Source organism: Micromonospora sp. II (genome assembly GCF_001709195.1).
Lineage (GTDB): Bacteria > Actinomycetota > Actinomycetes > Mycobacteriales > Micromonosporaceae > Micromonospora > Micromonospora chalcea.
On sequence record NZ_LYXF01000020.1, the window covers coordinates 1 to 18509 of the forward strand.

Genomic DNA, 18509 nt, shown 5'->3' on the forward strand with positions numbered 1-18509 from the left:
CCAGCCCTGGTCGGCGGGGTCCGGCCGGACGCAGCGCAAACGCTCGGTCTCGTACGCCGACGCCGGGGTGTCGATCGAGGCGGGCGACCGCGCGGTCGAGCTGCTCAAGTCCAAGGTCAAGGAGACCCGGCGCCCGGAGGTCCTGGGTGACCTGGGCGGCTTCGCCGGCCTGTTCCGGCTGGACACGAAGAAGTACAAGAATCCGATCCTGGCCTCCTCGACCGACGGCGTCGGCACCAAGCTGGTGATCGCGCAGCAGCTCGACATCCACGACACGGTCGGCATCGACCTGGTCGCCATGGTCGTCGACGACCTGGTCGCCTGCGGCGCCGAGCCGCTGTTCCTGCTCGACTACATCGCCACCGGCGAGGTCGTGCCGGACAAGGTCGCCGAGATCGGCGCGGGCATCGCGGACGGCTGCCGGTACGCCGGCTGCGCGCTGCTGGGTGGCGAGACCGCCGAGCACCCGGGCGTGCTGCGCCCCGACGAGTACGACATCTCCGCCACCGGCGTCGGCGTGGTGGAGGAGAGCGAGATCCTCACCCCGGAGCGGGTGGAGGTGGGTGACGTGGTGATCGCCATGCGCTCCTCCGGCCTGCACTCCAACGGCTACTCCCTGGTCCGGCACGTGCTGCTGGGTGCCGGCCGGATGCGGCTGGACGTGGTGATCGACGACTTCGGCCGCCAGCGGACGCTCGGCGAGGAGCTGCTCACCCCGACCAAGATCTACGCGCAGGACTGCCTCAAGCTGATCGCCGAGGCCGAGGTGCGGGCGCTGGCCCACGTCACCGGCGGCGGCATCCCCGGCAACCTGGTCCGGGTGCTGCCCGAGCACGTCGACGCCGTGGTCAACCGCTCCACCTGGAAGCCGCAGCCGATCTTCGATCTGATCCAGACCAAGGGCCGGATCGAGGACCCGGAGATGGAGGCGACGTTCAACATGGGCGTCGGCATGTTCGCGATCGTCTCCGCCGAGGACGCCGACCGCGCGCTGGCCACCCTGACCGGCCGGGGCGTGGACGCCTGGCAGGCGGGCGAGATCATCGAGGGGTCCGGCAACGTGCAGATGGTCGGGCAGCACACCCGGGGCTGATCACCCTGCGCCGATCGGCCGGGCACCTGATCGGGGGTTCACCCGAGCGGTCGCCGCGGCCTAGCCTGGAGGTTCGGTTTTCAGGCAGGCGGGGGAGGTGCTGATGGCCGCACGTGCGCCCGAAGGGATGCGGGGTATCGCCGCCGTCCCGTCGTACGTGGTGATGCAGCCGACCACCCTGTGCAACCTCGACTGCGCCTACTGCTACCTGCCGCTTCGGGCGGCCGATCGGCGGATGCCGGTGGCCGTCGCCGAGGCGGTGGCGGCGTCGGTGAACCCGTGGGCGACGGGTGGTCGCTTCTCCGTGGTCTGGCACGGCGGGGAGCCGCTCGCAGCCGGCCGGGAGCATCTGGCCGCGCTGCTGGCGCCGTTCGGGCCGGACGTCGAGCACCACGTGCAGACGAACGCCACGCTGATCGACGACGCCTGGTGCGCGTTCTTCGCCGAGCACCGGGTGCGGGTCAGCGTCAGCGTGGACGGGCCACGGGCCCGCAACGCCGAGCGGGTCACCCGGGGCGGGCGGCCCGCGTACGACCGGATCGTGGCCGGGGTGGCGGCGCTGCGCCGCCACGGCGTGCCGTTCTCGGCGCTGGCTGTGGTGTCCCGGCCGGAGCCGGGCCTGGCGACCGAGCTGTACGACTACTTCCTCGACCTGGGCTGCGACGTGCTCGGCGTCAACATCGAGGAGACCGAGGGCGTCAACACCCGGACCAACGCCCGGGACGCGGGCGCGGTCACCGGGTTCTGGGCGGAGCTGGTCGCGGCCTGGCGGCGTGATCCCCGGATCCACCTGCGCGAGGTGGAGTGGTCGCTGCGGTACGCGGGCGCGGTGCTGGCCGGCACCGCCGACGACCTGCTGCCCCGCCGCCTCGACCCGATCCCGACGGTCGGGCACGACGGTTCGGTGGTGGTGCTCTCGCCGGAGCTGGCCGGCTTCACGGACCCGCACTACGGCGACTTCACCAGCGGGAACGTGCTCACCACCCCGCTGGGCGAGATCCTCGCCGACGCGGCCGGCACGCCCTGGGTGGGCGAGTTCCTCACCGGCGTGGAGGCGTGCCGGACGTCCTGCGCGTACTTCGGCTTCTGTGGGGGTGGGCACGCCGCCAACCGCTACTTCGAGCTGGGGCGTTTCGACGGTACGGAGACCGAGCACTGCCGGAACAGCAAGATCCGCCTACTGGAGGGAGTGTTGGAGCATGCCCGAGACCATCAGTGACACCGACCGGGGGGCAGTGGCCGACCGGGTGCGGGACGCCGCTGCGGGGCTTACCGCTCTGCTCCGTGAGGCGGAGGCGGCGCGGCTGCTGCGGGCGGAGGTGTCGGGCGGCGACGGCGCCAACGCGGTCTGCGCCTGGAACCACTTCGAGAACATCCCGACGTTCTACAACTGGAACAACCGGCCGCGCTGAGGGCTCGGTTCCGCGATCAGGGACCTGCCGGCGAGTCGGGGCGGCACCCCGGCACGGCAGGTCCCTGATCGTCGGTCGTACGCCGGCTCAGCAGAGCACATGCGTGAGCACGCGGGGGTTACCGCGTGCTCAGATGTGACCGGAGGTCAGCGGGTCGGACGAGCCCAGGTGTCCGGGTCGTCGTCCGCGTGGTCCTCGTCATCGTCGTCGACATACTCTTTGTAGTCGTCGTCGAAGTTGTGCTCAGACTTCCCACTACCCGCCAGTTCGCGCTGCAAGGCGGTTAGGTCGGTGTTCGGGGAGTGATACTTCAACTCCCGCGCCACCTTCGTCTGCTTGGCCTTAGCACGGCCGCGCCCCATGGCTCGACCCCCTCGCACAGAATGCGGGGCAGCCCGAAGGCGGGCCCCGATGACGTCAGGCATCTCTCGTGGCTCTTACGGTACATGGGGATGCCATCGTTCGGCACCTCGGGTCACCGTCGACCGGACCTGCGCGTCGCAGTGGTCCAGCCGTCACCAAGTGTACCGGGTAAGGGGTAAGGTCCGGGGCTGGCCGTGACAGCGGACAAATGGGTACGAACGGGCCCGAGGCTCAGCTTAACGCGCACGGCCTCCGGGGGTGGAGTCGCCGCTCCGCCCCCGGAGGTGAGCTTCACCGCAGATGGATCGCGCGCAGCCGGCCGACCTCGGCCATCCGCCGTTCGGCGAGCCGGTCCGCGGCCACCGCCGGGGGTACGCCCTCGTCGTCGGCGAGCTGGAGGATCTGCCGGGTGGTGTCGAAGATCCGGGTGGCGCGCAGCTTGGCGCGCTCGAAGTTGAAGCCCTCGATCTCGTCGGCCACCTGGATCACGCCGCCCGCGTTCACCACGTAGTCCGGGGTGTAGAGGATGCCCCGGTCGGCGAGCACCTTCTCGATGCCCGAGTGGGCGAGCTGGTTGTTCGCCGCTCCGGTGACGACCTTCGCCCGCAGCACCGGCACGGTCTCGTCGTTCAGCGCGCCGCCGAGCGCGCACGGGGCGTACACGTCGATGTCGGAGGCGACCAGCGCCGCGGTGTCGTCGACCAGGGTGACCTGCGGGTGGGTGGTGCGCGCCCACTCCAGGGCGCGCGGGTTCACGTCGGTCGCCACGACCTCGGCGCCGTCGTCGAGCAGGTGGGCGGTCAGGTACTTGCCGACCTTGCCCAGCCCGGCCACGCCGACCCGGCGGCCGGCCAGCGTCGGGCTGCCCCAGACGTGCTCGGCGGCGGCACGCATGCCCTGGAACACGCCCCACGCGGTGAGGATCGAGGAGTCGCCCGCGCCGCCGTGCTCCACGCTGCGGCCGGTGACGTACCGGGTCTCGCGCGCGATCACGTCCATGTCCGCGACGTACGTGCCGACGTCACAGGCGGTGTAGTAGCGGCCGTTGAGCGACTCGACGAAGCGGCCGTACGCGCGCAGCAGCGCCTCGCTCTTGATCTGCTCGGGGTCGCCCCAGATGACCGCCTTGCCGCCACCGAGGTCGAGGTTCGCCAGCGCGTTCTTGTAGGCCATGCCGCGGGAGAGGTCGAGCACGTCGGCGAGGGCGTCGGCCTCAGTGGCGTACGGGTAGAACCGGGTCCCGCCGAGCGCGGGGCCCAGCGCGGTGGAGTAGATCCCGATGATCGCCTTCAGGCCGGACTGCTTGTCCTGGCAGAACACGACCTGCTCATGCCCCGTGGAAACGGGGTCGTCGGTGCTGGCGAATACGCCCATGGCTGACTCCTGTGTCGGTGAGCGCCCTTGTGGGGAGCGGAACCTGGTGGCACGCCGGCGGGATGCTGCCGGTGTCTCTGAGCCTAATATCGGCCCGAACCGTACTGTCGCGCACGTCACGCCACGGGCTCACGGGCGGCGACGGGCGGTCCCGTCTCGTGGGAGGATCGCGCCGTGCCGTCGCTCTTCGCTTCATACCTGCGCGTGTACGAGCCGCTGACCGCCTTCGACCGGGACCGGCAGTCCTACTGGCGCCGGTACGTCAGCGAGGGCCGGGCGATCGCCCCGCTGGAAGGGCCGGTACGACAACGGACCGCCGTGATCGAGGCGCTGGGCGCGGGCTGGACCCGGCTGCCCGACCTGCCCGACGAGGCGTACGTCCTGGAGTCGGACGACTCGTTGCTGGTCTGCCCCTGGAACCTGCGCATCCGGGTCGCCGAGGCGGCGCTGAGCGCCCGCGACGGCGTGCCCTCGGTGCTGGCCGACGCGTTCGTGCCGCCGGTGCTCGCCGGGCAGGCCAAGGCCGTGGTGGAGGACTGGCGCAGCGGCGCCCGGGTGCTGGAGCACGGCGTGCCCCGGGTGCACGAGCAGATCGCCACCTGGGGCGTGCCGCTGCGCTGGTTCGTGCTGTTCGAGGCGGGCGAGCGGCACCTGGTCACCGAGCCGGAGCGGCGCGCGCTGCGCTACCGCACCGAGATCTCCAAGGCGCGCCGCCGCGCGTCGCGGGCGCTGTCGGTGCTGCGCAAGTCGATCGGCGAGGCGCCGATCACCGAGGCGGTCGAGGAGGCGGCCCGGTGGCTGGAGGAGTTCCACCCGCGCTCGGTGGTCGAGCTGGACTACGGCGGCCTGGTGCAACTGCTGCCGGACGAGACGCTCGAAGCCGACGACTCGACCGATCTGGTGGCCACCGGACTGTCCGGACTGGGCCGGGGCGAGGCCGAGGAGGCGTCCGCCGCGTACGACAAGCTGGTCGCCCGCTGGCGCGCGGTGCAGCTGTTGGAGCGCTGCAACTGACGCCCGGTTTACCCCGATAAGTGGTCTTGGACACGAGAGTGTCTCGTAGTTGATGCGTCACGAACCGTGATCATGAGTCCTAATAAGGTAGTTTCTGCGGCATAAAAGTCGTAAAAATCGGGCATGCTTCATCCGTCCGTCTAGGGACCTTCAGCCGTTCGGCCCATGTCGGACATCGGGGACTAGCCGGACCATGGGAGACGCGTCGGCCGGCGGGACCCCGGCCGATGTCTATACATGTGGAGGAGTGACCCCGATGGCATCGCGAACGCACGAACCTGAGCCGCTACTCACACCGGCCGAGGTGGCGTCGATGTTCCGTGTCGACCCGAAGACGGTGACCCGGTGGGCCAAGGCTGGCAAGCTCAGCGCCATCCGGACCCTTGGCGGCCACCGCCGCTACCGTGAGTCAGAGGTTCGGGCGCTACTGCAGGGGCAGATCCCCCAGCAGCGCCAGGGAGACTGACGAACCGGCGTTCTCCGGCGTTCCGATCAGGGGCGGTGCCGTCGCGGCGCCGCCCTTAATCGTGCCCGGGCTCAATCGTGTCCGGGGGCCGCGCCGTCCAGCACGATCCGCAGCCCCACCGTGCCCCCCTCGCCCCGGCGCAGCCGGCTGCCGAGCAGGCTCAGCCGCCCGATCAGCCGGTACTTCTGCTTGAGCAGGCCCCGCACCCGCCGGGTGCTCTCCGGATCGGCGATCGTCGCGTGTGCCGGCACCGCATCGCCGTGCGGTCGCCCGCGCACGTCGCACGGCGCCACAGTGACCCGGCCGTCGCGCCGGATCCGCTTCACCTTGCCGGAGTCGGACACCGTCCACACCGCCAGCGAGTCACCGTCGCGTACCGCCCACACCGGTGTCGCCACCGCCCGGCCGTCCTTGCGGAACGTGGTGAGCAGGACGTACTTCTCCGCCGCCAGGCGGTCCAGGTCGGTCACGCCGCCCAGGATACGGCGGCCACGGCGCCGCCGACCCCCGGATAGCGTTGCGGGCATGACCGGGGAACCCGAGATCGGCGACGTGTTCGGCGAGATGATCCGCGACGCGTACGCGGTCGCCACCGGGATCGGACCCCGGCCGATGGCCGGTGGGCGCCTGCCCCGGCCGGTCATCGAGATCATCGAGCGGGACGACGGGCTGATCAACGGCGCGCCCGCCGGGCACTACTTGGACCCGCCGCAGCTGTGGCAGCCGCACGACCACCGGGCGGTGGACCGGGTACGCGGGCACGTGCTCGACGTCGGCGTCGGCGCCGGACGGATCGCGCTGGAACTCCAGGAGCGCGGCGTGCCCGTCACCGGCCTGGACACCTCGCTGGGCGCGCTGCGGGTCAGCCGGCACCGGGGCGTACGCGACCTCGTCCACGGCACCGTCGACGAGCACACCGTCGACGGGCCGCGCTACGACACCTTCCTGCTGCTCGGCAACAACCTCGGGCTGTTCGAGGGGCGGGAACGGGCGCCCGCGATGCTGGCCGCGCTCGCCGCCCTGGCCCGCCCCGGCGCCCGGGTGATCGCCCACGGCACCGACCCGTACGGCACCACCGACCCGGTGCACACCGCCTATCACGAGCGCAACCGGCAGCGGGGCCGGATCGGCGGGCAACTGCGGCTGCGGCTGCGCTACCGGCTGCTCGGCACCGGGTGGTTCGACTACCTGGTCTGCTCGCCCGAGGAGTTCGCCGAGCTGGTCCACGGCTCGCCGTGGCGACTGGCCGACGTGGACGACACCGACCACCCGTACTACCTCGCCACGCTGGAGCTGCGGCGTTAGGAAGGGCCCCTTTCAAGCGCCTAGGCGTTAACAAGGGGCCCTTCCTTACATGCTCAGACCTGGACGGTGGGGGTGGTCTGCTCCGGGGGCAGTCCGCCGTCGCCGTCGACCACCTCGTCCGGCGTGCCGTCCTCGTCGATGTCCACCATGGTGATGTCCACCTTGCCGTCACCGTCGGTGTCGAACTGGAACAGGTCGGCCTTGCCGTCGCCGTCGGTGTCCACCACCCACACGTCGGTCTTGCCGTCGTTGTTGGTGTCCGCGCGGAGCAGGTCCACCCGCTCGTCGCCGCGGGTCTCGACCGTCTCGGTGTTCTCCGCGCTCTCCGGTGCCTGGCTCATCTCGTTCCTTCCTTCGACGTTGACGGCCGTCCTTACCCCGTCCGCTCCGCCCCCACTCATCCCGGCGGCCCGGCCCTGCATAGGGTCGCATGCAGGAACGAGCGAGCGGACGGGCCCGGCGGCGGAGACCCCGCGCGCCCCCGCCGCGGCGAGGGGACACCGATGAGTGGTCGTTTTGTGGTCGTCGGGGCCGGCACCATGGGCCTCGGCATCGCGTACGTGGCGGCCGGCGCCGGGTACGCGGTCGAACTGGTCGAGGTCGACCCCGGGCGGGGCGCCGAGGCCGTCCGCCGGCTCGGCGAGCTGTGGGACCGGGGCGTGCAGCGCGGCAAGCTGACCGAGGAGGCCGCCACCGCCAACCGCGGGCGCGTCACGTTGCGGGCCGGGCTCACCGAGGTGCCCGAGGGCGCCGACGTGATCGTGGAGGCGGTGCCCGAGCGGCTCGACTTGAAGCGCGCCGTGCTGCGCGAGGCGGAGAGCCGCCGCCCCGCGCTGCTGGGCAGCAACACGTCCAGCATCCCGATCGCCGAACTGGCCGCCGGGCTGGACCGCCCGGCCGACTTCGTCGGACTGCACTTCTTCAACCCGGTCTGGGCGATGGCGCTGCTGGAGGTCGTGGTCGGCCCGGCCACCGCGCCGCAGACCACCGAGGCGGCCGTCGCGCTCGCCGCCCGGCTGGGCAAGGACCCCGTCGTCGTACGCGACATGCCCGGCTTCGCCACCTCCCGCCTCGGCGTCACGCTCGGCCTGGAGGCGATCCGGATGGTGGCCGACGAGGTGGCGAGCCCGGCCGACATCGACAAGGCGATGGTGCTCGGCTACCGGCACCCGATCGGCCCGCTGGAGCTGACCGACCTGGTCGGACTGGACGTGCGGCTCGACATCGCGCGTACGCTCCAGGCCGCGTACGGGGACCGCTTCGCGCCGCCGCCGCTGCTGGTCGAGATGGTGGCCGCCGGGAAGCTGGGCAAGAAGTCCGGGCAGGGCTTCTACACCTGGAAGGACGGCCAGAAGAAATGAGTGGGCTGCGGATCGAGGAGCTGCCGGACCGGCTGGTCGTGACGCTGGACCGGCCGGAGAAACGCAACGCGATCGACGCCGACCTGGTGGCCGAGCTGCACGCGGTCTGCGCCGACCTGGAGGCACGCCCCCGGCTGCTGCTGCTCACCGGCGGGACGGCGGGCATCTTCGCCGGCGGCGCCGACATCGCCCAGCTGCGCGAGCGCGGCCGGCTGGACGCGCTGGCCGCCATCAACCAGGGCGTCTTCGCCCGCATCCGGGCGCTCCCGATGCCCACCGTGGCCGCGATCGACGGGCCGGCGCTGGGCGGCGGCGCCGAACTCGCGTACGCCTGCGATCTGCGGGTGTGCACGGACCGCGCGGTCTTCGGTCAGCCCGAGGTGCGGCTGGGCATCCTGGCCGGCGCGGGCGCGACCTACCGGCTGCCGGCGTTGATCGGTGAGGCCCGCGCCAAGGAACTGCTCTTCACCGGCCGGCGGGTGGACGCCGCGGAGGCGCTGCGGATCGGGCTGGTGAACCGGGTGGTGGCCGAACCGGACGAGCTGCTGCCCACCGCGCACGGCCTGCTCGACGAGATGGCGAAGGGCTCCGCGCTGGCCCTGCGGCTGACCAAGCTGGCGGTGGACGCCCCGGCGGCCGCGCACCCGCAACTCGACCTGCTCAGCCAGGCGGTGCTCTTCGAGGACGAGGAGAAACACCGGCGGATGACCGAGTTCCTGGACCGGCGCAAGGCGCGCTGAGCCGGAACACGACGAGGGCCGCGCCGGTGTTCCCGGCGCGGCCCTCGTCGTCGGCGCTTCTCAGCGTCTGATCTGAACTCCGGCGTCCGCCAGAGCCGGGATCGCCGGCGCGGACTCGGCGAAGCCGATGAGCAGCAGCGCCTCCGGCCCGTACGCCTTGATCTCCTGGGCGATGCCGGAGAAGTCGACGGGGGTCTTCGGGTCCTCCGGCGGCTCGTAGGTCAGCAGCTTGACCCGGTCCGCGCCGATGCCGGCCTTCTCCAGCTCCGAACGGACGTTCTCCTGGAGGCCCTCGCCGTAGGAGTCCTTACGGGCCAGGATCGCGATCTTGCGCGGTCCGTCCCGGAGCATCACGTCGGCCAGCGCGCGACCCTGGAGGCTGTCCGGCGGGGCGGTACGGAAGTAGAGGCCGTTGTCGTCCACCGCGCTCAGCCCCGCGTCGGTGTTCGACGGCGAGAACAGGATCCGCCCGGCGGCCACCACGTCCGGCAGCACCGCCCGGGAGATGCCGGAACCACCGGCGCCGATGATGACGTGGACGCCCTCCCGGACGTGCGAGGCGACAGTGGCCTTGGCGACCGCCGGGTTGGTGCCGTCGTCGCCCTCGACCCACCTCACCGGCTCACCGAGCACACCACCGGCGGCGTTGACCTCGCGGAGCGCGAGCGCGGCGCCAGCGGCCAGCGGCGGGTACGCCAGCGCCAGGTCACCGGTCTTCGGCAGGAGGCCGCCGAGGACCAGCGGCGCGTCCTTCGCCTTCCCGTCGCGCAGCTTGCGACCGCGCGGCGGCGTCTTGCTGCTCGCCCCGGACTCCTCACCGGCGCCGACGAACTCGGTCTTGCTGTCGTCGATCTTCTGGTTGTCGAAGTGCATGGTGCCGTAGCTGGCGGTGGCCGGCTCGCCGTTGTCGGTGAACCCGGCCCGGGTGAGCGACACGCCCCGGTACTGGATGTCCTGACCGGCGCGGGCGAGCTGGAGGCAGGTCGCCACCTCGTCGCAGCGCTCGCCGCCGGTGGTGACCCCGACGATCTGCTTGGCGATCTCGCCCGGCGCGGTGGTGCCGGCGAGCTGGGCGGCCAGCGCGCTGATCACGACCGCGTCGTAGGACTCGGCGGAGTAGAGGAAGTCACCCAGCTTCGCGTCTACGGCGAGTAGTCGTTCCTTGAAGCTCTCGGGCAGCGGAGTGAGGGGCGTGGTGCCCTTCATCCCGTTCACCAGATCCGCCCGATCCTTCAGCTCGGCTGGGTATGAATTGAGCATGTTGCCGTCGGTGCCGTAGAGGCGCACCTGGGTGGCGGGCGCTTCTTCCGGCTCGTCGCTCCCGCAGGCGCTCGTGGCGAGCAGGAGCGCCGCGCAGGCCATGGACAGGRCCGCGCGCGACGTGCGTGTTCTCAGCATGGTCGTCCTTCCTCCGGCGAAGGTCCGCTGCGCACCTTAGCGTGCCCACGCGGTAGGCGGGACTGTGGAGTCGGCTCCGTCGGCACCCCGACTGCGGGAATCACGCTGCGTGTTCATCGAGCGATTTCCGGGTCACGGCTTGACCCCCGGCGCTACTGTTCCGCGGGTGAACGACGAAGCACAGCAGACGCTGGACGACGCGACCGCCGTGCTCCGTTCCGCCCTCGCCGGCGACGGCGCCGGGGTGGTGGGCACGTTCGACGCGGTGGTGGACCGCTCCGGCCTGGCCGGGGCGTACGGGGTGGCCTGGTGCCTGGCCGCCACCATGCTCGGCGACGACGCGCCGGCCGGCGGGGCCGCCCTCGACTTCCCCGGCATCGACCAGGCCGACTACGACACCCGCTGGGTGGCCCGCTTCGTCAGCGCGTGCGCCAACGACGACGCCGACACCGGTGAGGCGCTGTTCGGCGCGGCCGCCGCCGACGGGCTGCTGCCCGACTGCCTGCTCACCCTCGCCGGCTCGACCATCGCCACGCTGCGCAGCCGGTCCGACTGAGCCCGCCGCGCCGCGACGCGCGCCGGCTGTGATAGCTCTGGGTCATGTCCGAGGCGATGCTCAGCAAGGTGCGCAAGCTGCTCGCCCAGGCCGAGGACCCGGCCTGCACGCCCGCCGAGTCGGCCGCGTTCATGGCCAAGGCCACCGAGCTGATCGCCCGTTACGGCGTCGACCGGGCGCTGCTCGCGGCACGCGACCCGGCCGTCGACCCGGTGGGCGACCGGACGGTCGAGGTGGTCGCGCCGTACGCCCGGGACAAGGCCGGACTTCTGGCCGCGGTCGCCGAACCGTTGCGCTGCCGCTGCGTACGCCGACGGCAGGGCAACGGTTTCGCCATGCACCTGTTCGGATTCGCCAGCGACCTGGAACGCGTCGAGTTGCTGTTCACCTCGCTGCTGGTGCAGGCCGCGCACGGACTGGCGGGAGCCGCCGTGCCGGACGGGGAGCACCCGGCCGCGTTCCGGCGTACCTGGCTGGCCGGCTTCGCGTACGTCGTCGCGCAGCGGCTGCGCGCAGCCGAGGAGAACGCGGTGGCCGAGGCGGGCGGCCCCTCGACGGCCCTGGTACTCGCCGACCGTTCCGACCGCGTCCAGCGCCGGGTCGCCGAGGCGTACCCCAGGTTGCGCACCGCGCCGCGACGGCGCCTCGCGGGCGGTGGTTTCGCGCCGGGCGCGGACGCCGGCCGCCGCGCCGACCTCGGCGGCACCGGCGTGCCCGGCGCCGCGGCGACGCCGGGCATCACCGGCTGACCGGGCCCATCGGGTACGGGTCAGGCGGTGCGGGCGACCGTCGCCAGGTAGCGGCAGAGCAACTCGTGCCAGCCGGCCGTGAGCGCCTCGCGGTAGCCCTCGGCCGCGGCGCCGTGCCGGTCGAAGTAGCGGTGCTCGACCTCGACCCGGGTCAGTTCCGGGCCCTCGGGGTGGAACAGGACCTCCACCTCGCTGGCGCCGGCCGGGTCCGGCACCGGCACCCGGTCCGGGCCGATCTGCCAGGTGAAGACCAGACGCCTAGGCGGATCCCAGGTCAGCACGCGGCCCCAGTCGTTGCGGAAGCCGTACGGGCCGATCTCGTAGAGCATGCCGCCGGCCCGGGGTTCGATGCCGAGCGCGGCGAGCGCCTGCGGGCCGGACCAGGTGTACTCGCGTACCCACCAGTCGGCGAGCGATCCGGTGAACACGGCGTACGCCCGCTCGGCCGACGCCGGGACGAACAGGTTGCTGCGGAGGGAGAAGCGGTCGGATTCCTGCCGGACCTCATCCGGATCGGCCATCTCCTGTCCCATAGGTCCGGACCATACCGGCTCATGTCTCGGTGCGCAGCTTCCGTTGCGCCCGCTTCCGGACACCGGGAACGCCGCTCCACGACAGCGCTGTGTGGTGGGACAGGCGCGCCGAGTTGGCGGAACGCCTCGGGGCGTACCCGGTACCAGGCCCAGGTGCCGCGCCGCTCGGAGTCGGACGCAGATCTCCGACGCCGAGGCACCGGCAGCGCTTGTTTCGACATTTCTCTAGGTTGACAGACTTCAAAGCAGGGGGCAGGGTGGAGTCTGCTTCGATAAACATCTAGACAGGGAGTTCGCATGTCCCGCGTCCAGCTCGCCCTGCGCGTGTCCGACCTCGAAGGCTCCGTCGCCTTCTACAGCAAGCTGTTCGGCGTCGAGCCGGCCAAGCGCCGCCCCGGCTACGCCAACTTCGCGGTGGAGAACCCGCCGCTGAAGCTCGTACTCCTCGAAGGTGAGCCCGGCCTGCCGACGGTGATGGACCACCTCGGGGTCGAGGTGGCCACCACCGGCGAGGTGAACGCCGCGACCAGCCGGCTCACCGAGTCCGGCCTGATCACGCTGGAGGAGAACGACACCGAGTGCTGCTACGCGCTCCAGGACAAGGTCTGGGTGCGCGGCCCCGGCGACGAGCCGTGGGAGGTCTACACGGTCAAGGCCGACTCACCGCAGCTGGAGAAGGTGACCGAGAGCGCCTGCTGCGCCTCGGACACCGCGGAGCAGCCCGCCGGCGTCTGAACGGCGGATCCCCACCGGCGTCTCCGCCGGTGGGGATCTCTGTCGTACGGTCAGGTGCGGCGATTCCGCATGACCCAGGTGGGCAGCGGCTCCGCGAAGGCGTGCACCACCTCCCAGCCGGCGCGCCGGTACACCTCGACGTTGTCCGGGTTGCTGGTCTCCAGAATCGCCGGCAGGCCGTCCGCGGCGGCCCGGTCCAGCCCCATCCGCATCACGGCGTGGCCCCACCTGCGGCCGGCGTGGTCCGGGTGCGTACCCAGCACCCCCAGGTACCAGAACGGCGCCGACGGCAGCGCGGCGTGCACCGCCTCGTCGTAGGCGCGTACGCGGTGCAACACGTCGGCGGGAAGCTGGGCGGCGAGATCGTCGTCCGGCGGGGCGCTCCCGGATGCCGGCGGCTCCCAGATCGCCACCGACGCGCCGTGCCCGATCGTCCAGATCGTCTCCTTGTGCACCCGCTTGTCGAACAGGTGCCCGAAGAAGACGGCCGCATAACGCGCATAGGTCGCCTGGTCGGGGAACAGGTGCCGCAGGACCGGATCCTTGGTGAAGGCCGCGACCAGCGACGTGACCACGCTGCCACGGTCTTCCGGCGTCGCAACGGTGATCTCAGGCCCTGTCACAGCGTGCAACATATCGCGCGGCCGAGGCGCGGGGCGTCCCTCGCGGCGTGAGCCGGCCGGCGACTACCGTGCCTCGGCGAACCTCAGCCGCCTGAAGGCCTCGACGTAGACGAACCGCTTGCCGTCCGGAGAGAAGCTCGGGTGGTACGCGCGCTCACCGTCGGCGATCCGCGTCTTCTTCCCGGTGTCGACGTCGACCGACCACACGCCGCCCACGTGATCCGACGCGACGGCGGCGATCACCGACCTGCCGTCCGGCGACACCGCCAGGTCGGCGAGCCCGGGAAGCTCCGCGAGGAACCTGGCCGTGGCCGATCCGACGTCCCACTCGGTCAGGTGCCAGGTGAAGTCAGACGGATACACCTCGACAGGCAGCGGCAACCTGCCGAGGGTGTCGGGTGCGGTGATGAAGAACAGCCGCTCACCCATGGTTGCCGGCGACCGCACCAGCACCATGGACTCGCAACCCGTATCACTGCCACTGAGGTTGAAGGTTGTCCCGTCGACCGTCACCGGAGAGGGGAACTCAGACGCCTTCCCGTCAGCGAGCAGCTGGATTCCCCCCGGCCCGCACTTCCGGCGCGCCTGCACATATCCCCTGCCGTCACCGTTCACGAGTGCGGCACCGGCGAGGAAGCGCGTCGACGCCAGAGGCTCGAACGTCTTGTCGGCCGGCGAGTAGGTGAGCAGCTCCGTTCCGTCCCAGCCGCATTCGAGGGCCACCCCGAGGTCGCCGTCGGGGTCGGCGAACAAGAAGCTGAACAAGCCCGCTTCGCAGGCGGGCACCGCCGGGGCGCGCGTGAGAACGGCTTCCTCGCCGCTCCCGTCGGGCCGCTGCCGCCACACCTCGGCTACTCCCGAGCCCGAGGTCGAGGTCACCTCCCGCAGGTAGTAGACCCAGCCGTCGGCGGCCCACACCGGATGGAACAGGGAGACGGAATCCAGGAGCCCCGAGATCCGGCCGCACCCGCCCACCAGGATCACGGCCAGTACGAGGACCGACGTCAGAGCCGTACGCAGCGTCCGCACATGCGACCTTCTGGTGCTCACCTGCCTCATTCCGTCCGTCACTCAGCGGGCTCACCGTAGGCGCCGCCGCCGTTGCCGGGGACCGTACACCCGTTAGGTACTCAGGGTGGCGACCTGTGCCGGCCGTGGATACGGCCCGTCGACCGGGAAGCGCAATCGTCGCGACACCTAGCGGGACCGGACCACGGCCGTGACCTCGACCTCGAGCACGGCACCGGGCAGGAAGAGCCTGCTGACCTCGACAGTCGTGCTCGCCGGCGGCGGTGTGCCAGTGAAGAGCCGTCGCCGGACGGCCGCGTACGCCGGCAGGTCAGCCAGGTCCGTCATGAACGTGCGGACGTGCAGCACGTCGTCGAAGCTCGCGCCGTGCGCCGCGAGCACGCCGCCCACGATCTCGAAGATCCGTTCGGCCTGGGCACCGGCGTCTCCGGGGGCCACCACCTCGCCGTCGTCGTCGACGGCGACCTGTCCGGCGAGCATCAGCAGCGCGCCGCCGCCGACATCGATCCGGGCGACGTGCGCGAAGCGGTCGCCGAACGGGGCCGCGACGGATTCGGGGTTGTCCAGGGTGAGGCGCATCAGCGTCCCTTCGCAGAAGTCGGGGGAGACGAGGGAGGAGAGATCGGCGTCCTGGTCCGGCGCGGCCCGCATCAGGTCGAGGGCGGCCTCCAGCACGGGGGCCGGCACCGGGCGGCGCAGCGCCAGCCGGGCATCCTTCGCCGCCATCGTGACTGCGAACGAGGCGCCCGAGGCCGTGGCCCGTCCGACCGCGCCGCCGAGGGCCCCACGGTCGAGCACGTCGAGGGCGGTCTGCCTGTCGACACCGAGCGCTGCGGCGACAGCCAGCGCGTCGTGCAGCGCGGCGACAGCCGTCACCAGGCCCGTGTTCGCGACGAGTTTGACGGCGGCACCTGCGCCGATCGGACCGCAGTGACGGACCGTCCCGAGCTGCCCCAGCACCGGAGCCGCCCTCTCCACGGCATCGGCAGTGCCGCCCGCGAAGATCACCAGCGTGCCGGCCCGGGCGGCGTTGACGCTGCCGCCGACGGGGGCGTCGAGGAGGTAGACGCCCGCCGGAAGCCGGCCGGCCACCGCTCGGACTTCGTCCGGCCCGATCGTCGACATCTGCACCACGACCGTCCCGGGTCGGAGCGCGGTGGCGGCGCCGTCCGGCCCGAACAGCACCGTCTCGACCGCGCCGGCGTCGGCGAGCATGACGACGACGACCTCGGCTCCGTCGACCGCGGCGGACGGGCTCGCGGCCACCGTCGCGCCGACCGCCGCGAGCGGCTCCGAACGCTCCGGGCTGCGGTTCCACACTCTGACCCGGTTGCCGCCGGCCAGGAGGCGGCGCGCGATCGGCGTACCCATGTGCCCGGTCCCGAGGACCGCGATGATCTTCACGCGGTAACGCTAGGCCGGTGAGGGTAATGCGACCAACGAATGTCTTGCATGCCTGCCATGCGTGATTACCATGCCTGCCCATGGAGACTCAGCTGCTGGAGGTGTTCCGCACCGTCGCGCGGCACGGCTCGATCACCACCGCCGCGCGCGCCCTCAGCTTCACCCAGTCGGCTGTCTCCCGGCAGATAGCCGCGCTCGAGGCCGACATCGGCGCCCGGCTCTTCGACCGGCTGCCCCGCGGCGTCGCCCTCACCGAGGAGGGACGAGAGCTGCTCCCGCACGCCGAGGCGGTCCTCGACCGGCTCGCCGCGGCCCGGCGTGACCTCGACGACCTGGGCGGGCTCGGCCGAGGGCGGCTGCGTGTGGGCGCCTTCCCGACCGCTGTCGCGGCCCTCGTACCCCGGGCGATGGCGTCGTTCCGCTCGGCCTACCCGGAGGTCTCGCTGTCGCTGGTCGAGGGCGTGACGCCGCGGCTGCTGGAGCGCCTGCTCGCCGAGGAGGCGGATGTGGCAGTGGTCAGCACCTCGCCCACGGGCGAGCTGGACCGCGAACGATTCGACCTGCGACACCTGCTCGACGAGCGGCTCCTGGTCGCGGTCGCGCGTGACCACCGGCTGGCGCGCCGCCGCTCGGTGCGCCTGGCGGACCTCGCCCCGGAAGCGTTCGTCGTGGGCTCGGCCACCGCGGAGAACAGCCTGCTCCGCGCAAGCCTGCCCAGCGGTTTCTCGCCGCGCATCGACATCGTCGCGGCCGAGTGGACCGGCAAGCTGGGATGCGTCGCCGCCGGGTTGGGGGTGGCCCTGGTTCCGGCCCTGGCGGTACGCGGAACCCCGCCGGACATCGCCCTGCTCCGCCTGCACCCGGACGACGAGTCGGTACGGCAGATATTCGCGGCGACCGTGCGGGGCAGGACGCCGCCGCCGGCAGTCACGCATTTCCTGGAGCACCTGCGGGCGGAGGCGGCCCGCCTGGGCTGAAAAGCAGAACGCCGACCTGCGTATCCGCTGGTCGGCGTTCCTGTAGCCCGGCGAAAGGCTATGTGGCCAGGGGCGGGGTCGAACCGCCGACCTTCCGATTTTCAGTCGGACGCTCGTACCAACTGAGCTACCTGGCCGTGGTGCTCGGCACATGCTACCGCATGAGCCGATACGCAGAACGCCGCGCATTGAGCTGCGCGGCGTCAGCGCTTGCGGTCCTGACGGGACTTGAACCCGCGACCTCCGCCTTGACAGGGCGGCGAGCACTCCAACTGCTCCACAGGACCTGGCTGGTGTTGCATCCGGCGCGAGCCGGACCGTGCCCCCAACGGGATTCGAACCCGTGCTACCGCCTTGAAAGGGCGGCGTCCTGGGCCGCTAGACGATGAGGGCGGCCCCGCCATCATTGCACACTCGCAACTTCAAGCGGACTTGCTCCCATCCGGCCCCGCCGGAGGCAGGAGAAGCATATGTCATGTCTGCACGGACGGCCAAACCGGTATGGGCATGGCCGCGACGCCGGGCAAAACCGCAGGTCAGGGTAGTCGCGCGATCCCGTACCGCCGCTTCAGGTCCGGGATCAGGTGCCGGCACGCGGCCATCGTCTGGGCCCGGTCACCGCCCGCGTCGTGCATCAGCACGATCGAGCCGTTCCGGGTGGCGCCCTTCACCCGCTTGATGATCGTCTTCGCCGGCGGGTGGTCCCAGTCCTGCGGGTCCACGCTCCAGTGCAGCGGGCGCAGGCCCATCTGCCGGGCCACCACGATCTCCTCGGCGGTCCACCGGCCGCCGGGCTGGCGGAACCAGGTGATCGGCGCCTTGGGCGCGGCGGCGCGGATGGCGTCGTTGGTCCGTTCCAGGTCGGCCCGGATCTCGGTGGCCGACCRCCGGCCGAGGTTCACGTCGTGGTGCCAGCTGTGGTTGCAGAGCTGGTGACCCTCGCGGACGATCCGGGCCACCAGCTCCGGGTAGCGCTTGGCCTGCTGGCCGACCACGCAGAACGTCGCGGTGACCCGGGCCGCCCGGAGCTGGGCCAGGATCTGCGGGGTGTAGCGGGGATCCGGTCCGTCGTCGAAGGTGAGCGCCACCCCGCTGCTCCCGCTGGCCCGGTGCAGGCCCGCCGGGAGCTTCTTGGGCACCGGGCGCAGCTTCGGCTTCCTGGGGGTGGCGGTCGGGGTCGGTGAGGGCTTCGTCACGGGCGACGGCGACGCCGAGACCGACGGCGAGGCCGCCGCCTGATCGGGTGACTTGCCGGCTTCGCCGCAGGCGGTGACGAGGAGCACCAGGCCCAGGGCGAGCGCCGGCAGGGCGCGTGGACGCATTCGTCGCTCCCGGAGGGGTCGGGGTCAGACGGACTTTCCGACCGTAGTGGACGCG

General features: G+C 71.9%; 22 protein-coding genes and 3 tRNA genes. 12 read left to right on the top strand and 13 right to left on the bottom strand.

Features of this window, described 5'->3' with window-relative positions:
• From purM to amcA, 3 genes are all read left to right on the top strand, one after another.
• Window positions 1–1093: phosphoribosylformylglycinamidine cyclo-ligase (purM, locus tag A8711_RS10990; RefSeq protein ID WP_255365609.1), on the top strand; the 1093-nt coding region annotated here is incomplete at its 5' end.
• 127 nt (window positions 1094–1220) lie between these two features.
• A complete protein-coding gene (gene amcB, locus A8711_RS10995; protein ID WP_176722793.1) occupies window positions 1221–2312 on the top strand; it encodes a cyclophane-forming radical SAM peptide maturase AmcB in 1092 nt (363 codons plus the stop codon).
• Window positions 2293–2505, top strand: a complete 213-nt coding sequence (gene amcA / locus A8711_RS11000) for a multiple cyclophane-containing RiPP AmcA (protein WP_030500600.1) — start codon at window positions 2293–2295, stop codon at window positions 2503–2505. Before amcB ends, amcA begins: the two co-directional genes overlap by 20 nt.
• Before the next feature lie 146 nt (window positions 2506–2651).
• Here the strand turns inward: amcA and A8711_RS11005 are convergent, their stop codons facing one another.
• Both A8711_RS11005 and A8711_RS11010 read right to left on the bottom strand, forming a co-directional pair.
• Window positions 2652–2867, bottom strand: coding sequence for a DUF3073 domain-containing protein (locus tag A8711_RS11005; protein ID WP_013283429.1), 216 nt, complete (start codon window positions 2865–2867; stop codon window positions 2652–2654).
• A gap of 292 nt (window positions 2868–3159) precedes the next feature.
• Window positions 3160–4242: a Glu/Leu/Phe/Val dehydrogenase gene (locus A8711_RS11010; RefSeq protein WP_069088136.1), complete on the bottom strand. Its 1083-nt coding sequence runs from the start codon at window positions 4240–4242 to the stop codon at window positions 3160–3162.
• Window positions 4243–4416: 174 nt separating this feature from the next.
• Between A8711_RS11010 and A8711_RS11015 the strand changes: the two genes are divergently transcribed.
• Window positions 4417–5256, top strand: coding sequence for a hypothetical protein (locus tag A8711_RS11015; protein WP_030500602.1), 840 nt, complete (start codon window positions 4417–4419; stop codon window positions 5254–5256).
• A gap of 256 nt (window positions 5257–5512) precedes the next feature.
• A complete protein-coding gene (locus A8711_RS11020) occupies window positions 5513–5722 on the top strand; it encodes a BldC family transcriptional regulator (protein ID WP_007073996.1) in 210 nt (69 codons plus the stop codon).
• A gap of 71 nt (window positions 5723–5793) precedes the next feature.
• Here the strand turns inward: A8711_RS11020 and A8711_RS11025 are convergent, their stop codons facing one another.
• On the bottom strand, window positions 5794–6192 hold the full coding sequence (locus A8711_RS11025; RefSeq protein WP_043327535.1) for a PPOX class F420-dependent oxidoreductase: 399 nt from the start codon (window positions 6190–6192) through the stop codon (window positions 5794–5796).
• A gap of 55 nt (window positions 6193–6247) precedes the next feature.
• Between A8711_RS11025 and A8711_RS11030 the strand changes: the two genes are divergently transcribed.
• The gene (locus A8711_RS11030) at window positions 6248–7027 is read left to right on the top strand and encodes a bifunctional 2-polyprenyl-6-hydroxyphenol methylase/3-demethylubiquinol 3-O-methyltransferase UbiG (RefSeq protein ID WP_069088137.1); all 780 of its coding nucleotides are present in this window, start codon (window positions 6248–6250) and stop codon (window positions 7025–7027) included.
• A gap of 53 nt (window positions 7028–7080) precedes the next feature.
• Here A8711_RS11030 and A8711_RS11035 read toward each other — a convergent pair whose 3' ends face one another.
• On the bottom strand, window positions 7081–7368 hold the full coding sequence (locus tag A8711_RS11035; RefSeq protein WP_043327533.1) for a hypothetical protein: 288 nt from the start codon (window positions 7366–7368) through the stop codon (window positions 7081–7083).
• Between the two features lie 162 nt (window positions 7369–7530).
• On the opposite strand from A8711_RS11035, the gene A8711_RS11040 reads away from it, so the two are divergent.
• Both A8711_RS11040 and A8711_RS11045 read left to right on the top strand, forming a co-directional pair.
• Window positions 7531–8388 (top strand): 3-hydroxyacyl-CoA dehydrogenase family protein, encoded by an 858-nt coding sequence (locus A8711_RS11040; protein WP_064448340.1) that lies wholly within the window; start codon window positions 7531–7533, stop codon window positions 8386–8388.
• On the top strand, window positions 8385–9128 hold the full coding sequence (locus tag A8711_RS11045) for an enoyl-CoA hydratase/isomerase family protein (protein WP_069088138.1): 744 nt from the start codon (window positions 8385–8387) through the stop codon (window positions 9126–9128). Before A8711_RS11040 ends, A8711_RS11045 begins: the two co-directional genes overlap by 4 nt.
• Window positions 9129–9188: 60 nt before the next feature.
• Here the strand turns inward: A8711_RS11045 and A8711_RS11050 are convergent, their stop codons facing one another.
• Window positions 9189–10526 carry an ABC transporter substrate-binding protein gene (locus A8711_RS11050; RefSeq protein ID WP_069088143.1) on the bottom strand — a complete coding sequence of 446 codons (1338 nt, stop codon included), beginning with the start codon at window positions 10524–10526 and terminating at the stop codon, window positions 9189–9191.
• A gap of 166 nt (window positions 10527–10692) precedes the next feature.
• Between A8711_RS11050 and A8711_RS11055 the strand changes: the two genes are divergently transcribed.
• A complete protein-coding gene (locus A8711_RS11055) occupies window positions 10693–11082 on the top strand; it encodes a hypothetical protein (protein ID WP_043327529.1) in 390 nt (129 codons plus the stop codon).
• A gap of 44 nt (window positions 11083–11126) precedes the next feature.
• Complete coding sequence (locus tag A8711_RS11060; protein ID WP_043327528.1) at window positions 11127–11831, top strand: DUF2786 domain-containing protein; 705 nt, start codon at window positions 11127–11129, stop codon at window positions 11829–11831.
• A 20-nt stretch (window positions 11832–11851) separates the two neighbouring features.
• Here the strand turns inward: A8711_RS11060 and A8711_RS11065 are convergent, their stop codons facing one another.
• Window positions 11852–12364 carry an SRPBCC family protein gene (locus A8711_RS11065; RefSeq protein WP_043327527.1) on the bottom strand — a complete coding sequence of 171 codons (513 nt, stop codon included), beginning with the start codon at window positions 12362–12364 and terminating at the stop codon, window positions 11852–11854.
• 297 nt (window positions 12365–12661) lie between these two features.
• Between A8711_RS11065 and A8711_RS11070 the strand changes: the two genes are divergently transcribed.
• On the top strand, window positions 12662–13099 hold the full coding sequence (locus A8711_RS11070; protein ID WP_043327526.1) for an ArsI/CadI family heavy metal resistance metalloenzyme: 438 nt from the start codon (window positions 12662–12664) through the stop codon (window positions 13097–13099).
• A gap of 50 nt (window positions 13100–13149) precedes the next feature.
• Here the strand turns inward: A8711_RS11070 and A8711_RS11075 are convergent, their stop codons facing one another.
• The 3 genes from A8711_RS11075 to A8711_RS32610 all read right to left on the bottom strand — a co-directional run bounded on the left by A8711_RS11075 (window position 13150) and on the right by A8711_RS32610 (window position 16155).
• Window positions 13150–13734, bottom strand: coding sequence for a GNAT family N-acetyltransferase (locus A8711_RS11075; RefSeq protein WP_069088144.1), 585 nt, complete (start codon window positions 13732–13734; stop codon window positions 13150–13152).
• Window positions 13735–13785: 51 nt separating this feature from the next.
• Window positions 13786–14772, bottom strand: coding sequence for a hypothetical protein (locus tag A8711_RS11080; protein WP_231915633.1), 987 nt, complete (start codon window positions 14770–14772; stop codon window positions 13786–13788).
• Between the two features lie 147 nt (window positions 14773–14919).
• Entirely contained in the window at window positions 14920–16155 is a 1236-nt protein-coding gene (locus tag A8711_RS32610; protein WP_199744124.1) for an NAD(P)-binding domain-containing protein, read from the bottom strand.
• An 80-nt stretch (window positions 16156–16235) separates the two neighbouring features.
• Here A8711_RS32610 and A8711_RS11090 point away from each other — a divergent pair, with 80 nt between their 5' ends.
• The gene (locus A8711_RS11090; protein WP_069088145.1) at window positions 16236–17132 is read left to right on the top strand and encodes a LysR family transcriptional regulator; all 897 of its coding nucleotides are present in this window, start codon (window positions 16236–16238) and stop codon (window positions 17130–17132) included.
• Window positions 17133–17195: 63 nt separating this feature from the next.
• Here the strand turns inward: A8711_RS11090 and A8711_RS11095 are convergent.
• From A8711_RS11095 to A8711_RS11110, 4 genes are all read right to left on the bottom strand, one after another.
• Window positions 17196–17269 (bottom strand) — tRNA-Phe (locus A8711_RS11095).
• A gap of 76 nt (window positions 17270–17345) precedes the next feature.
• A tRNA-Asp gene (locus A8711_RS11100) sits at window positions 17346–17419 on the bottom strand.
• A 33-nt stretch (window positions 17420–17452) separates the two neighbouring features.
• Window positions 17453–17525 (bottom strand) — tRNA-Glu (locus A8711_RS11105).
• A 143-nt stretch (window positions 17526–17668) separates the two neighbouring features.
• Complete coding sequence (locus A8711_RS11110; RefSeq protein ID WP_069088146.1) at window positions 17669–18454, bottom strand: polysaccharide deacetylase family protein; 786 nt, start codon at window positions 18452–18454, stop codon at window positions 17669–17671.
• Between the last annotated feature and the right edge of the window lie 55 nt (window positions 18455–18509).